Annotated in this window: 15 protein-coding genes; 9 read left to right on the top strand and 6 right to left on the bottom strand. The window is 66.6% G+C overall.

The annotated features are described in order from the left end of the window. The first annotated feature begins 59 nt into the window (after positions 1-59). On the top strand, positions 60-407 hold the full coding sequence (locus PQI66_RS12180) for a hypothetical protein (RefSeq protein ID WP_339998643.1): 348 nt from the start codon (positions 60-62) through the stop codon (positions 405-407). A 62-nt stretch (positions 408-469) separates the two neighbouring features. Here the strand turns inward: PQI66_RS12180 and PQI66_RS12175 are convergent, their stop codons facing one another. Next, entirely contained in the window at positions 470-1,738 is a 1,269-nt protein-coding gene (locus PQI66_RS12175) for a glutaminase (protein WP_339998641.1), read from the bottom strand. Positions 1,739-1,899: 161 nt separating this feature from the next. Here PQI66_RS12175 and PQI66_RS12170 point away from each other — a divergent pair, with 161 nt between their 5' ends. The 3 genes from PQI66_RS12170 to PQI66_RS12160 all read left to right on the top strand — a co-directional run bounded on the left by PQI66_RS12170 (position 1,900) and on the right by PQI66_RS12160 (position 4,047). Then, positions 1,900-2,727 carry a PhzF family phenazine biosynthesis protein gene (locus PQI66_RS12170; RefSeq protein ID WP_339998640.1) on the top strand — a complete coding sequence of 276 codons (828 nt, stop codon included), beginning with the start codon at positions 1,900-1,902 and terminating at the stop codon, positions 2,725-2,727. A 205-nt stretch (positions 2,728-2,932) separates the two neighbouring features. Then, complete coding sequence (locus tag PQI66_RS12165; protein ID WP_339998638.1) at positions 2,933-3,373, top strand: helix-turn-helix domain-containing protein; 441 nt, start codon at positions 2,933-2,935, stop codon at positions 3,371-3,373. A gap of 101 nt (positions 3,374-3,474) precedes the next feature. Beyond that, a complete protein-coding gene (locus PQI66_RS12160; RefSeq protein WP_339998636.1) occupies positions 3,475-4,047 on the top strand; it encodes a PIN domain-containing protein in 573 nt (190 codons plus the stop codon). Between the two features lie 148 nt (positions 4,048-4,195). On the opposite strand, the gene PQI66_RS12155 is transcribed toward PQI66_RS12160, so the two are convergent. After that, positions 4,196-5,629 carry an MFS transporter gene (locus PQI66_RS12155; protein WP_339998635.1) on the bottom strand — a complete coding sequence of 478 codons (1,434 nt, stop codon included), beginning with the start codon at positions 5,627-5,629 and terminating at the stop codon, positions 4,196-4,198. Positions 5,630-5,933: 304 nt separating this feature from the next. Then, entirely contained in the window at positions 5,934-7,217 is a 1,284-nt protein-coding gene (locus PQI66_RS12150; protein WP_339998633.1) for a DUF3500 domain-containing protein, read from the bottom strand. A gap of 212 nt (positions 7,218-7,429) precedes the next feature. Between PQI66_RS12150 and PQI66_RS12145 the strand changes: the two genes are divergently transcribed. The 3 genes from PQI66_RS12145 to PQI66_RS12135 are packed head-to-tail and all read left to right on the top strand — an operon-like array spanning position 7,430 to position 9,961. Further along, positions 7,430-7,849 (top strand): hypothetical protein, encoded by a 420-nt coding sequence (locus tag PQI66_RS12145; RefSeq protein ID WP_339998631.1) that lies wholly within the window; start codon positions 7,430-7,432, stop codon positions 7,847-7,849. Between the two features lie 38 nt (positions 7,850-7,887). After that, complete coding sequence (locus PQI66_RS12140; RefSeq protein ID WP_339998629.1) at positions 7,888-9,330, top strand: flavin-containing monooxygenase; 1,443 nt, start codon at positions 7,888-7,890, stop codon at positions 9,328-9,330. After that, the gene (locus tag PQI66_RS12135; RefSeq protein WP_339998628.1) at positions 9,323-9,961 is read left to right on the top strand and encodes a phosphatase PAP2 family protein; all 639 of its coding nucleotides are present in this window, start codon (positions 9,323-9,325) and stop codon (positions 9,959-9,961) included. The genes PQI66_RS12140 and PQI66_RS12135 overlap by 8 nt, the downstream gene beginning before the upstream one ends. Here PQI66_RS12135 and PQI66_RS12130 read toward each other — a convergent pair. Continuing rightward, a complete protein-coding gene (locus PQI66_RS12130; protein ID WP_339998626.1) occupies positions 9,928-11,352 on the bottom strand; it encodes a bifunctional phosphatase PAP2/diacylglycerol kinase family protein in 1,425 nt (474 codons plus the stop codon). The genes PQI66_RS12135 and PQI66_RS12130 overlap by 34 nt on opposite strands. A gap of 254 nt (positions 11,353-11,606) precedes the next feature. On the opposite strand from PQI66_RS12130, the gene PQI66_RS12125 reads away from it, so the two are divergent. Together PQI66_RS12125 and PQI66_RS12120 are read left to right on the top strand one after the other, a co-directional pair. Then, positions 11,607-13,235: an FAD-binding oxidoreductase gene (locus PQI66_RS12125; protein WP_339998624.1), complete on the top strand. Its 1,629-nt coding sequence runs from the start codon at positions 11,607-11,609 to the stop codon at positions 13,233-13,235. An 8-nt stretch (positions 13,236-13,243) separates the two neighbouring features. Next, positions 13,244-13,861: a TetR/AcrR family transcriptional regulator gene (locus PQI66_RS12120; protein ID WP_339998622.1), complete on the top strand. Its 618-nt coding sequence runs from the start codon at positions 13,244-13,246 to the stop codon at positions 13,859-13,861. Positions 13,862-13,901: 40 nt separating this feature from the next. On the opposite strand, the gene PQI66_RS12115 is transcribed toward PQI66_RS12120, so the two are convergent. Both PQI66_RS12115 and PQI66_RS12110 read right to left on the bottom strand, forming a co-directional pair. Next, a complete protein-coding gene (locus tag PQI66_RS12115) occupies positions 13,902-14,243 on the bottom strand; it encodes a VOC family protein (protein WP_339998620.1) in 342 nt (113 codons plus the stop codon). 33 nt (positions 14,244-14,276) lie between these two features. After that, positions 14,277-14,486: a 2-hydroxymuconate tautomerase gene (locus tag PQI66_RS12110; protein WP_339998618.1), complete on the bottom strand. Its 210-nt coding sequence runs from the start codon at positions 14,484-14,486 to the stop codon at positions 14,277-14,279. Between the last annotated feature and the right edge of the window lie 38 nt (positions 14,487-14,524).

Below are 14,524 nucleotides of genomic sequence, written 5' to 3'. Positions count from 1 at the left end.
AAGCAGCGGCAGGGGCCTCCGTGGCAACCGGAGGGACACGAGGTCAGGACCTGTGACCCGTGCGTGACGACAGGCGGGCCCACAAAGCCCTGGAGGGATACCTCCGGTTCGAGTACGAGCGGCATCTCGCCGTCGCCGCCCTCGAGGCGTCCGGACTCCTCCTGCCGGAGCCGACGGTGCTCCGCACGGCGACCGAGGTGTACACGCTGGACCCGGACACGATCCTGACGGACATCCACGGCGAGGCGCTCACCGCCGCCTACCTGGGCACCCTCGACCCCTGTGTCCTCGAGGAACTGCTTCGCTCCGGGATCGCGGTCGTGGTCACCGGATCGCAGGCACGTGACATCCGTCAACGGATGAGCCGTCCGACCTCACCACAGCGGTCAGCTGATCCCGCCGAGTAAGGGGGTACGCCGAGGAGCCGCCGTCACAGGTGACTGGGACGGGCACCAACTGTTGTCCGTAGCTATTGTCCGTGCAGCTCATCCCTCGCGGTGACGACGGTGAGCGAACCGTCGGTCCCCGGGTCCGGGTCCGGGATGACGGTGTCCGGATCGACGAGAAACACCTCCTTACCCTCCATACTCAGGCGCCGGGTCACTTCCAGCAGCATCCGGCGGGCGACATCATCGAGCGAATGCACCGCCGTGAGGTCCAGTGCCACCCGGTCCTCGGCGATGTCCGTCCTGACGATCTCGCGGACGACGCGCTCGGCCCCGGCGAACCGGATACTGCCCTGCAGGTCGAAGATGCGCACGGTCTCCGTCCCGGAGGGTGCGTGTTCCCGGAGCACCGAGCGCGCCGCGGCCGGCACCTCCATCAGGTGCAGCCCCATGTCCGAGGAGAACCGCTCGAACAGCGCCACACCCCGGACACTGTTTCCGTGCTTGTCGAGACGCGGGGAGAATGTCGCGATCCCCATCTGGCCCGGCAGTGCTCCGATCACGCCGCCGGACACCCCGCTCTTCGCCGGTATCCCGACCTGGGTCGTCCAGTCCCCGGCCGCGTCGTACATCCCGCAGGTCGACATGACACTGAGAACCTGGCGGATCACCGCGACGGGCACGGCGCGCTCCCCCGTGACCGGATTGACCCCCTGGTTCGCCAGCGTGGCCGCCATCATGGCGAGGTCGTGGACGGTCACCATCAGCGAGCACTGCCGTGTGTACCCGTCGACAACGGTCCGGGGATCCTCGGTGAGCACATCGTAGCTGCGCAGCATGTGGGCGATCGCCAGGTTCCGGTGCGCGTCGTCGAGCTCGGACCTGTACACCCCCTCGTCGACGCTGAGCCGCCGTCCGGCGAAGATGGAGAGCCCCTCGACCATCCGCTCCACGCGGTCCTCGGCCGTGCACCCCGGTGGCCCGATGAGGGAATGGGTGGTGATCGCACCGGCGTTGATCATCGGGTTCAGAGGGCGACCGTCCTTGTCCAGGGAGATCTCGTTGAAGGCCTCTCCCGAGGGTTCGACGTCGACCTTCTCGAGCACCCGGTCGGCTCCCCGGTCGGCCAGTGCCAGGGCGTAGGCGAACGGCTTCGAGATCGACTGGATCGAGAACTCGATGTCGGTGTCCCCGGCACAGTAGGTCTCGCCGTCCAGCGTGGCGAGCGCAGCTCCCAGCTGGTCCGGGTCGGCGGAGGCCAACTCCCGGATGTAGCCGGCCAGTTCACCTGCTTCATCGGGCCGTTCGTTCTCCAGCATCTCGTGGAGGTAGTCCGGAATCGGTGACTTCATTGGTACGACCTACTCTGCGTTCGGCGGTGAGGCACGTATGCCAGGGGTGACAACCACACGTTAGCCGCGGATCACCGCCCATGTCTGACGTGAGGAACACGCAGCGGCCATCGCCACGTAGGCTCGTCACTGTTCCGCCACACACGATTCCGGAGGTCAGGGTGCAGATCCCACTGGTACAGATCGACGCGTTCGCCGAGACGCTGTTCGAGGGCAACCCCGCAGCCGTCATGCCCCTGGCGACATGGCCGTCCGACGAGGTGCTGCAGTCCCTCGCCCTGGAGAACAACCTCTCCGAAACCGCGTTCCTGGTGCCCCGCGCAACCGGGACGGCCCCGGACGGGGAGCCCACGCAGCCGACCTACGACCTGCGCTGGTTCACCCCGGCCATCGAGGTCGCCCTGTGCGGCCATGCCACTCTGGCGGCGTCCTCCTACCTGTTCGACGACGTCCACCCCGACGCCGATGCACTCCGGTTCTCCACCCGTAGCGGCTGGTTGACCGTGACCCGGAGTCCGGAGGGCCTGCTCACCATGGACTTCCCCGCCGAGGTACCCGTCCCGACGAAGGTGGACCCCCGGATCACCGAGGCACTCGGCGTCGAGGTTCTGGAGGCGCACCGGGCAACCGACCTGATCTACACGGTGAAGGACGCGGAGACAGTCCGCACCCTGTCCCCCGACCTGACGTTCCTCGCCTCCCTACCGGTACGCGGGATCGCGGTCACCGCCCCGGGGGACGGGACGGAGTTCGACGTGGTTTCCCGGTGGTTCGGCGCGCAGGCCGGTGTGCCCGAGGATCCGGTCACCGGCTCTGCGCACTGCCAGCTCGCTCCCCTCTGGGCAGACCGACTGGGCACGGTGGAGTTGACCGCACGGCAGATGTCGCCGCGCGGAGGAACGGTCCACGTCCGCCTGCGTGACGATCGCGTTCTGCTCTCCGGACGGTGCGTCCGGTATCTGGAGGGCACGGTCACCGTGGCGGAATGACTCACTTCCACCTCAGAGTGTCGGGATCCCAGATAGCCAGCACTGCGTCGCCAACTCCCGTTGGAGGGCCCGGAGACGACGGAAGAAGCACTCCGCAGGGGTTGCACTTGTATGTGACACCGGTCTAGGGTGGTTTCCACACGGTGCAACACCGTGATACACCGTGCAACACGGTGGCGTCCATGATGCACGGAAAGGAGACATCATGACTGCAACGATGCCCGTCGATCAACACATCTCAATCGACGAAACGATCATTGAAGAAGCAAAGACCACTCCCGTCTCCCCAGGTGTCACGCTCTCGCTGAAAACAAGCGGCGGTCAGGAGATCACCCTTCCCGCAGGCGTGCAGCAAATGCTCTTGCAAGCACTGGCCAGCATCTCCGATCATGGGGAAGTCTCGATCGGCAGGATTCCCGATGAGCTGACCAGCACTGTTGCCGCCGATATGTTGGGCGTCTCTCGAACCACCTTGATGAAGTGGGCCCGGCAGGGAAAAATCGGCTCCTACAAAGTCGGATCTCACACACGCTTCACCCGCGAAGAAGTCCAGAGGGTACGCCAGCAGCGGGTACACGACCGCAAGAAGGTTCTCGATCGTCTCCTCACATTCGAGGTGGAGAACGACGACGTCTTCGACGACTAACTGTTCACCAGCAGGGATGTGCACCGCAAGCGCACATCCTTCTCCAGAGGATTCGCACCCGGGCGCGTAGTCGATGCGGCAGGGCCGGTATGCTGCAAAACATGACGCAGCGGGTATTCGTGGATGCCAACATCATTGTCAGTAAGACAATATTTGATTGGCTCTTTCATCTCAGGTGCCTTAACGACGGAATGTTTCAACTCCACTCGACGAAAGATGTCTTTGTTGAAGCACTCAGAAACGTTCGCAAGAACAATCCCAGAGCGTCGGGCGATCTAGTAGACCGCAGGTTGGAGATGATCAAAGATTGCATCGATGAGATCCTGGAACACTTCCCCAGTACCGTACCCTTCACCGGGACTCACGATAGCGACTATCACGTTCACGCGGCAGCTGTGACACTGCGGGCCGACATTATCCTCACCAATAATAAGGAAAGCGACTTTACTACTCATCCAGAGGACGAGCCATACGAGGTATATACGGCGGATGATTTCTTTATGCTGGTCATCGGATCACATCCCGAGTGCTTGCTACCTGCAACACGAAGCCAGTTCAACTACTGGAAGAATCGCCCCAACAGCAAACCCCTGGTTGATGCGCTTCAATCTGCCGGATGCAGCCAGTTTGCCGAACAAGTACGTGGAGCACTCCAGGCTATTGCCCTGGAGTAAAAGTCACGCGTCTTGTTGCTGCCTCGCCATGGCGGCCCCTCACTAGCATGCTGCGCTGAGCCAGATGGCGCAGAGACGGTGTCGAGGCCCCATTGTTGCGAGACCAGGTCACCGACGGATGCCCCGACCGGCACGGGAAACTACCCCGTCATTCCTCGGCGCGCCGCGGGATCAGGAACATCAACGCCCAGATCACCACGAACGCTGCCCCGACCGTCCACAACACCCCGGTGAACGCCTCCCGGTTGAGCGCACCGTCGGCCGAACCGCCGGTGACCGAGAAGAACACCGCACCGGTCAACGCCGTCCCCAGGGCCATGCCCAGATGAATGGCGGTATTGAACAGACCGGAGGCCGACCCGGCATGGGCGTGCTCCACGTTCCGCAACGACAGATCCGCCAGCGGCCCACCGATCGCACCGATAAAACAGCCCAGAATCATCAGCGGGACCGCCATGACGACCATCGTCAGCTCGGCCTGCCACTGTGTGATCACCAGGAGGAACGCCACTACCCCGGCGAGAGCGAACAGTGCTGCGGCCTGCGGCAGTCGCCGCCCGAAACGACCGGCACTACGCACCGCGACGGCCACACCTATGAATGAGCCGGCGGTGACCAGGACGAATGCCATGGAGGCCTGCAAGGCGCTCATACCCAGACCGGTCTGCAGGAAGATCGTCATGGTCACGAAGAACAAACCCGACGACAGCCCGAACACCAGCTGTGCGGACAACCCCGCCGAGAACCCCCGGTCAGAGAACATCGACAACACGATGGTCGGGGCGCTTCCCTGCCGGGTCCGCTGTTGGGCAATGAACACGCCCACCGTCAGCAGCCCGGCGACCGGAAGCAGGACGGCCCACAGTGGCCAGCCGTGTTCAGCTCCCTGAGTCAACGGAAAGACGATAAGAGTCACGGCGACGGCGGACAGGAGCATGCCGAGCACGTCGAGGCGTGCCGGCTTGTCCGAGGTGGACTCGGTGATGAACCGGCGACCGAACACCAGCACGGCAATGCAGATCGGCAGATTGACCAGGAAGATCGACCGCCAGCCCCAACCGAACAGGTCAAGCTGCAGCAGTACTCCGCTGAGCACCGGGCCGAGCAGGTCACCGACGGCGAGGATCGCACCGTAGAGGCCGAACGCCCTGCTCCGGGCGTCACCACTGAATGTCACGTGGATGGTCGCCAACGCCTGCGGCAGCATGATCGCGGCACCGGCACCCTGCAGGATTCTGGACGCCACCAGGGTTTCGGGGGTCGGTGCGATGCCACACGACAGGGACGCGACGGTGAACACGGCGGTGCCGATGAGAAAGACCCGACGGCGACCGTACGCATCGCCGAGGCGTCCGCCGGTGACCAGCCCGACAGCCAGAGCCAGTGAGTAGCCGACGGTGAGCCACTGCACTGCGGCGGGACCCGCGCCCAGGCTGTCTCGTAGGGTGGGAATCGCGTTGAGCACGATCGTATGATCGAGGGCATTCATCATCTCGGCGACGAGTACGACGGCCAGCGCAATGCGGGCCGCCAGCGGTGCCGAACGCAATGCGCCCGATGACGGGGACGGCGGGGATGACACGGGAAAGAACTCCTGATTCGTTGAATCGGGGAGCCTGCCGAGAGCCTGCGCCAGGGATCGTGGACGTTCACGGACGATACAACAGACCCCGGGGCAGTCGGCAGAGCTGCACCCGGGGACAAAAACACGACACGGTGGGGCGAGTGACAAGGCTCAGGCCAATGCAACATCCGCCCCTGAACACAGTCGGGTAACCCGACGTGGGGACGCGGATGGCTAGTTGGCCTGGGTCAAAAAAGACACCTCACTACAAGGAATTCTCGGTGAACGACGTCAACGGACTCTACCGTGATGCCTCGTCAGCTCACAAGGCGTCCGGTCCCCCACCGAGACCATCGCCGTCGCCGCCGGGGCCGCCGCTCATCCCGCTGGCCTCCTGCTGTTCCACGCTCCCCGCGTAGTCGTTGGTCGGGTCCCGGTAGATGGTGTGGACGTGACCCCACCCGGAGGTGGTCACCCCGTCGACGTCAGCGCCCGCAGAGCCCTGCTGCGCCTGGAAGGCGACGTAGACGTTCGGTCCCGAGATCGAGAACGAGATCCCGTCGCCGGTGCTCATGTCGTAGGTGGTTTCACCGGACCAGGCGATCACGGTGGCATCGAGGGTAGCGGCAATCTCGGCGCGGGTGGCGGCGTTGCTCTCGTCGTCGGCCATCTCGGACCAGTTGGCGATGAGATCGAGCAGCAGCTCCCGCTGCTCATCGTTCAGGTCAGAGCCCGTCAGCCCGTCGCCGGACTCGAAGTCGCAGGTGTCGCCGGGAGCACACATGCTCACGTCGCCGGAGGTCAGCGTCTCCTGCTGCTCCTCGGTGAGGCTGTCGTAGAAGGCGAAGGCGTCGGTGTAGATGCCGTCGAAGGGCTGGTCCTCGTTGCCGTCCTCGTCCTTGTAGACGGCGGGCTGCACGCCGAGGTGGGTCGGGGCGAAGGTGAGCGAACCGGACGCGCCGTCCAGGGTGGCGTTGATTCCCAGGTGGTGGCCGCCGAACTGCACCTCGAACGCGGTAGTGTCGGACGGGTCGCCGAAGAAGGCGATGTAGTACTGACCCAGGGAGTCCTCGGTGGAGTCGCTGTTCTCCAGCAGGTACTCATCGCCGCCCATAATGCCGGCGACGGTCTCGTACGCCTCGTCGCTGAGCAGGTTCTCCAGGACCGCGAGCGCCGCGGTCTTCTGCTCCTCGGTGAGGTCGGCGAGGTTCAGCCCGGCGCGGTCGACGAAGGTCACCGGGAAGTTCGACCAGGACGTCGTCTTCGTCTCGTCGTCGTAGTCGTACAGGACGGCCTCGCGCTGCTCGTCGGACAGCATGTCGAGGAACGCCTGCGCGGCGGTCGCGGTGGCGGAGATCGTTGCCGAGGTGGTGTCGGTCGTACTCGCGTCCGTACCGGAGCTGGTGGACGCCTCGTTGACGGACGCCGATACAGCCGACGTCGCACTCGAGGCCGCAGCGGCGGTGTCCGTTTCGGAGGAGCAGCCGCCGAGCACGAGGCCGGTGGTCACCAGCGCAGTGGGGATCCAGGCGGTGTGGCGACGCAGGATCCTGCGGCGAGGGCTGGTGTCGCGGGTGGTGTCGGGGCTGGTGTCGGGCGCAGTCATGGGGCACTCCTTGGTGTCGGACGACGGGGATTCCGTGGTGCCTTTCAGCCTCGTCGACCGAGGTGCCGACCGCGTCCCCCTGTCGCAGACACCTCGACTACCGCCGTCGCGGTATGTGGCCTCCTGCTAACCCCGACGGGGGTCTGTTCGATGTCTCAACTACATGAACCATTCACTACCGCCGCTCCGCGGCTGAAGGAAGTGTCCCCGTCATGTCCGGAACAGTCACGACCATCCGGAGGAAGATCGTCACCCTCGCCGTCACCACGCTCGCCCTGGGCGGTCTGGGTGCCGGGCTCGCACCCACCGTCGGCGCAGCGACCCTCCCCCAGCTCCCTGAGCACGAACAACCCAGCCCGATCTGGCGGGAGGATGTCACCGCCATCGCCACGGTGTACTCGCCGTACCGGGGGAAGGTCGTGTGCGACGGCTTCCACTGGCAGACCACAGACTGCTGGCAGCAACGTCCCGACGGCCAGTGGCAGACGATGACCGACATCCGCACGACGGCGGAACTGTCGCAGTCATGGCAGACCGTGCCGCCGCGCCTGGTGTACCCGGTCTGGGAGCCCGGCGCGCTGGTGGTGCCGGGAGGATCGCCGGGCTCACTCGGTTCACTTGATTCACCGTGAGCCCTCCGTAGCGTCTCCTCCGCTTGTACGCTGTGTGCATGGGCACACCCGCCGGCTCCCCGGACAACCCCCTCGACCTGCTGATCGTCGGTGCCGGACTCTCCGGTGTCGACCTCGCGCACCATGTCGCACACGACTTCCCGGAGTGGACGTGGGAGATCCACGACGCCAACGACGACCTCGGTGGGACATGGCACACCTTCACCTACCCGGGCATCCGGTCGGACTCCGACATGGCCACCTACGGGTTCCCGTTCGCCCCATGGCCCCACGACGGCACCCTGGGCCAGGGCGCGGACATCAAGGAGTACATCCGTGGCGTCGCGGAGAAGTGCGGGGCCCTCGAGCGACTCCGGACGGGGTCGTGGATCCGCGATGCGGACTGGCGGACGGACCTGCGGATGTACGCGGTCACCGCCCTGACGGCCGACGGCGAGCGCACCATCCACGCCCGGCGAGTCCACTACGCCTCCGGGTACTTCGTGCACGGCCGGGGTTACCGCCCCGACTTCCCCGGCGAGGAGGACTTCGCCGGGACGATCATCCACCCGCAGGAGTGGCCCGACAGTCTTGACTGCGCGGGGCGCAGAATCACCGTCATCGGCTCCGGCGCGACCGCCGTGACGCTGGTCCCTGCTCTGGAGCGGCGCGGGGCGCAGGTGACGATGCTCCAGCGCAGCCCCACCTACGTGGCGCCGATGGCGGCGGTAGACACCATCAGCAGGTTCTGGAAGAAGGTGCTGCCGGACAACACGGCCTACCCCGTCGCACGACTCCACCACGCGGTCCGTGACATGACCCAGCACCTCGTCGGCCGGCGCGCCCCCTGGCTGTTCACCCGGGCACTGCGACGCATGCAGCGCCCCTACCTGGACGCGGAGCTGCTCGAGCAGCATTTCACACCGCACCACAAGCCCTCGGAGAAGCGGGTGTGCAAGGCGCCGGACGGTGACATCTTCACCGCCCTGGCCGGCAACGCCCGCATGGTCACCGACACCATCGACCGCATCACCGCCGACGGGATCCGGGTGAGCTCGGGTGAGGAGATCCCCGCCGACATCATCGTCACCGCCACGGGCCTGGACCTGCAGGCCTTCGGCGGTGGCACCCTGAGTGTCGACGGTACCCCTCTGCAGGTCAACGAGCAGGCCTTCTACCGCGGCACGATGATCGCCGGCCTGCCGAACTTCAGTTTCACCGTCGGCTACATCAACGGCTCCTGGACGTTGCGCTCGGACCTCGTGTCCCGGTACATGGTGAAGCTGTGGAAGGGCGGCGACGAGGTCTACTTCCCTGCCCCACCCTCTGGTCCGACGGACCGGCCGTTGTTCGACTTCCCCGCCGCCTACCTGCGGCGCAGCGCCGACAGGTTCCCCATGCAGGGGCACGCCTCACCGTGGGTGTACTCCCAGAACTACCTGAGGGAGCTGGTGGAGTTCTCCTACGGCGACCAGCGACGCGACATGGTGTTCGGTGACTAACACACGGACGGCGATCGTGGCGGCGCTGGTGCTCGTCGCCGTCCTGTGGATCGGATGGGTACACCACTGGGCCTGGGTCGACGGGCCCGACACCGGAGCCCTGGACGCCGCCTACCGTATGGCGGACACCCACGGGTGGTGGGTTCCGCTGTGGGACGGCCTGAGCACCGTCGTCGGCCCGGGAGTGTGGCGGGTCCTGGTCGTGGTGCCGGTCGTGCTGGAGTTACGCCGTCACCATGTGCGTACCGCGTGCTTCCTCGGTGTCAGTATCTGGGGCAGCGGGGTTGTCTCCACGGCGACCAAGCACCTGGCCGACCGGGACCGGCCGGTCACGCAGCTCGTCTCCGCGTCCGGAACGTCCTTCCCCTCCGGTCATGCGTTGGGTGTCCTGGTCGCCGTCGGCGCGCTGCTGGTGGTGTACTCACACCTGCTCCGCAGGTCCTGGCGTGCGGTCGTCGTGGCTCTCGGCGTCCTGCTGGTGGTCGCGGTCGGCGTCGCACGGGTGGCACTCAACGTGCACCACCCCTCGGACGTGCTGGCCGGGTGGGCGCTGGGGTACGCATGGCTGCTGCTGTGCGTGTGTCTTTCCGGGACGCTCTACCGGGGGCGGTACACCGGCAGCACCCGGTAACGCGAGACGAACTCGACCTGCGACATCTTCTCGCCGACCTCACCGTCGTGCGCCACAGCGGAGGGGTCGCCGATCACCTCGAACCGGAACGACGGCCGGTGCAGCTCGTGGTAGAGCGGGCTGCGGTTCAACCGTCCGGTCAGCAGCGACACCACGGTGCGTATCCTGGAGAACGGCCGGCCGATCTCCAGCATGCGCACGTCGAGCAGACCGTCGCCGACACTGGCGCGGTCGACCGGCGCAAAACCGGAGGGGCGGTACAGCGAGTTGCCGAGGAAGAACAGGGACGTCGTCAGCGTCTTGTTGTCGTACCGGATCTGCACGGAGTTCTCGTCCTTCAGCACCCGCCACGCGGCGACGACGGCGGCCAGCGTCTTGCCGATCTTGCCTTCGTAGCGTTCCCGGATCTCGACGAACCGGGGGTAGGCACCGATGCTGGCGGTGTTCAGCAGTGTGGTCTCGCCGTTCAGGGTGGCGACGTCCACCATCTCCAGCGTCCCCGCACGGACCGCTGCGATGGTCTGTTTGGCCGTGGCGCAGCCGATCTGTTTCGCGAAGTGGTTGAAGGTGCCGGCGGGGAAGACCGCCAGCGGTGTCCCCGCCGTGATCGCGACTCCCGCGGCGGTGGCCACGGTGCCGTCGCCGCCACCGACACCCAGGACGGCCGCCCTGGACGCGGCGTCCTCAAGGACCTGGACGATGTCGTCCTCCGGCGTGAGTGCGATGATCTCGGCCGCCGGGAGCGACTTCTCGACCTGCTTGAGGATCCGCTCCCCCGTCCCGTCGCCCGAGGACGGGTTGACGACGAGGACGAGTCCCTCGCCGTCCGGGCGGCCCGGCTCATCGATCTCGTAGGGCTCGGTGGAGATGCGGCTGCGTGTGGTGGGCGGGGGAACGAGCTTGCCGCCGATGACCGCGATGAGCGCGCCGAGACCCCAACCGGCGAGGACATCACTGGGATAGTGCGCGCCGGTGTACACCCGCGAGAAACCGACGAGGCCCGCGAGGGCGCCGAGGCCGGCACCGGCCGGGGCGTCCTCCAGTCCGGCGCCGACGGCGAAGGCGGCGGCACTGGCGGAGTGGCCGGAGGGGAACGAGCTCGACCGCGGGTACCGCCGGATCCGGCGTGCGAGGGGGACGGACTCGTGTCCGGGCCGGTCGCGGCTCCAGGACCTCTTCGCCAGCTGGTTGGCCACCAGACTGGTGCACGCCAGCGTGACCAGCCCGCGGGTTGCCGCACGCTGCATGGTGGATTTGCGCGTGAGCGCCATGGCCCCGGCGAGACCGATCCACAGCCGGGAGTAGTTCGCCGCCGTGGTGAGCCGCGGGATCACGGCGTCCAGCTGGGGATTGTCCGCGCCGGCGATCGCCTCGAAGACATCGTGGTCCATGCGTTCCAGGCCGACCTGCACCTGTTTGACTGCCTTTGACCTGCGCCGATTTCCCACTGTCCAGCCCTCCGCAATGTTCGGTTGCCGGGTCTGCCCGGTGTGCTCATAGTACGTGGTGGAACCCGGCACAGCCTGTGGAGTGCGTCAACGCATCCCGCGGTAGATTCCCCCTTGAAATTGACTCATGAGTAAATTACGGTTCAGTCACATCACCGTCCCGCACCACGATCACCACACCCGCGAGGAGTACGACAATGACGACCACCACAACGAAGACACGGTCCTGGTGGGGCTGGGGCAACGTCGAGGACGCGGTCACCGGCTCCGAGAAGGACGAACTGCTCAACCGCGTCCGCCTGTTGCTGCCGGACGCCGACCTCAGCACCCATGAACCCCCCGAGGTCACCGACCTCACCGTGCCGACCCCGCGCATCCAGGCACCGACGTCCCTGGGTCACCTCACGTCCGACGACCTCACCGACCGCGTCGCCCACGCCCACGGCAAGGCGTACCGCGATGTCGTCCGCAACCTCATGGGGCAGGTCGAGGACGTCCCCGACCTCGTCGTACGCCCCCGCACCGAGCAGGACGTCGTGGACGTCCTGCAGTGGAGCACCGACGCCGGTGTCGCGGTGGTCCCCTTCGGCGGCGGATCGTCGGTCACCGGCGGCGTGGAACCCCGGGGCCTCGCGGATACCCACCCGGGCGTGGTCTGCCTCGACATGACCGACATGGACCAGATCCTCGAGATCGACCGCACCAGCCGCGCCGCCCGTATCCAGGCCGGTGCCTACGGGCCCGCGATCGAGGACGGCCTGAAACCCCACGGCCTGACGTTGCGGCACTTCCCGCAGTCCTTCGAGTTCTCCACCCTTGGCGGGTGGCTGGCGACCCGCGCCGGCGGCCACTTCGCCACCGTGTACACCCACATCGACGACCTCGTCGAGTCCATGCGCGTGGTCACACCGGTCGGCGCCGCGGAGTCCTGGCGCCTGCCCGGCTCCGGTGCCGGACCGTCGCAGGACCGGATGTTCCTGGGTTCGGAGGGCACCCTCGGCGTGATCACCGAGGCGTGGATGCGCCTGCAGGACCGCCCACGGTGGCGCACCGGGGCCTCGGTCATCTTCACCGACTACTCCGACGCGGTGCAGGCCACCCGCGAGATCGCCCAGGCCGGCCTGTACCCGGCGAACTGCCGGCTCCTCGACCCGGTCGAGGCGATCCTCAACGCCGGGACGCCGACGTCCGGCGGCGTGCTGGTCCTCGGTTTCGAGTCCGCGTCCCGGCCCATAGACGACGCGATGTCGGTGGCCCTGGAGATCTGCCAGGACCACGGTGGCACCGTGCCGGACGGGGTGCGCAGCACCGACTCCGAGCAGCAGACCACCCGGGCCGGCGCGGCGGGGACATGGCGCTCGTCCTTCATCCGCATGCCCTACCAGCGCGACGCGCTGGCACAGTCGTCGATGATCGTGGAGACCTTCGAGACGTCCTGCACCTGGGACAAGGTCGAGCAGCTGCGGGACGCGGTCAACGCCGCGGCGATGACCGCCTTCGCGTCCCTCGGCATCACCGGCGTGGTGAGCTGCCGGTTCACCCACGTCTACCCGGACGGCCCCGCCCCCTACTTCGGCATCTACGCCGGTGGGACGTGGGGGAAGACGGTGGAGCAGTGGGACGAGATCAAGAAGGCAGTCTCCGCGGTCCTGGTCGAGCACCGGGCGACGATCACCCACCATCATTCCGTCGGGCGCGACCACCGCCCCTGGTACGACCAACAGCGTTCGGAGCCTTTCGCGCTGGCGCTGCGGGCCAGCAAGGACGCCCTGGATCCCGCCGGTGTGCTCAACCCCGGCGTCCTCATCGATCCGGCCCGGCCGTGAGCACCGACGTGAGTGCCGTGAACGGGAGCGGCCGGGCGGGCACGAAGGGCGTGCCCCGTGAGCAGCGGAAACAGCAGATCCTCGATGTCGCCACCGCGGAGTTCGGCAGCCGCGGGTACGCCGGGGCGTCGGTGGCAGACATCGCCGCAGCCGCGGGCGTGTCCAAGCCGCTGATCTACACCTATTTCGGCTCCCGTGACGGGCTGCACGCCGCCTGCCTGGACCGTGCCGCAAGACGGCTGGTGCCCGCCGTCGCCGAAGCGCAGTCAGCCCCCGGGTCGCTTCGCGCGGTGACCACGCTCACCGCGATCTTCGAGGCGCTCGACGGGCACACCGAGGACTGGCGGGTCATCTACGACCCCACGCTGCCCAAGCCCGGTGAGGCCTACGACCGTGCACGCGTGCATCAGAAGGCACTCAACGACATGGGTTCCGAGGGAGTCGCCGACGTGCTCGGTGCCGGTGACGATGAGTCGGGGATCGACCATTCGCTGTTGCTGACGTGGTGGTTCGCCATCGTCTCGTCAACGGTGTCCTGGTGGGCCGACCACCCGGACCAGTCCGCACGGCAGATGACGGAACGCTGTCTGCGGGTGCTGTCGTCGGTGACGAATGCCGCTGGCTGAGGCACCAGTGCCGCAGGAGCGACTGGGGGATGGTTTTCCGTCAGTGGTCGCCTGTCGGGGTCCACACGGACAACTCGTTGCCACCGGGCTCGCGGAACTGGAAACGCCGGCCCCCGGGGAAGTCGAAGGGCTCGACGGTGATCACCCCGCCGGCGGCAATGACGGTCTCCCGCATCTGCTCGAGGTCGTCGACCTGGAAGATCGTCAGCGGCGACGGGGGCTCCGGGTTCGTCTGGAAGGCGACGGTGAAGCCGTCGCCGACATGCAGGTCGTAGTAGGAGTCGCCGTAGAGGGTGTTGGGGTGTCCGAACACCTCGGCCATGAAGGACACCGACGCCGCAGCATCGGTGGAGTACATCTCGACTGTCGTGAACTTCGCCATTACATGATGTTAGCCTGAGGATCACACTGGCGTTCAGTCGCGCGGCCGCGCGCTGCGCAGCATCGTGCCTCCGACCGCATAACGATTGTCCGGCACCTCGTGGATCAACACGTGGACCGACTCTGCCGGTGCGCCGGTACTTGAGACAATGGCGTCGGTGATGCCCGCGGAAATCTGCCGGTACTGGGTGTCCCGGTCCCCTTCCATGAGCTCCGGGACGATACTGAGATTGACGATGGGCATGTTTCCTCCTGATGGGATGTGTCATTCAATGAGAATTT

It is taken from the genome of Corynebacterium sp. USCH3, assembly GCF_037619475.1.
Lineage (GTDB): Bacteria > Actinomycetota > Actinomycetes > Mycobacteriales > Mycobacteriaceae > Corynebacterium.
Note: the sequence above shows the minus strand (reverse complement) of the source record. Positions and strands in the feature narration are given on the sequence as shown.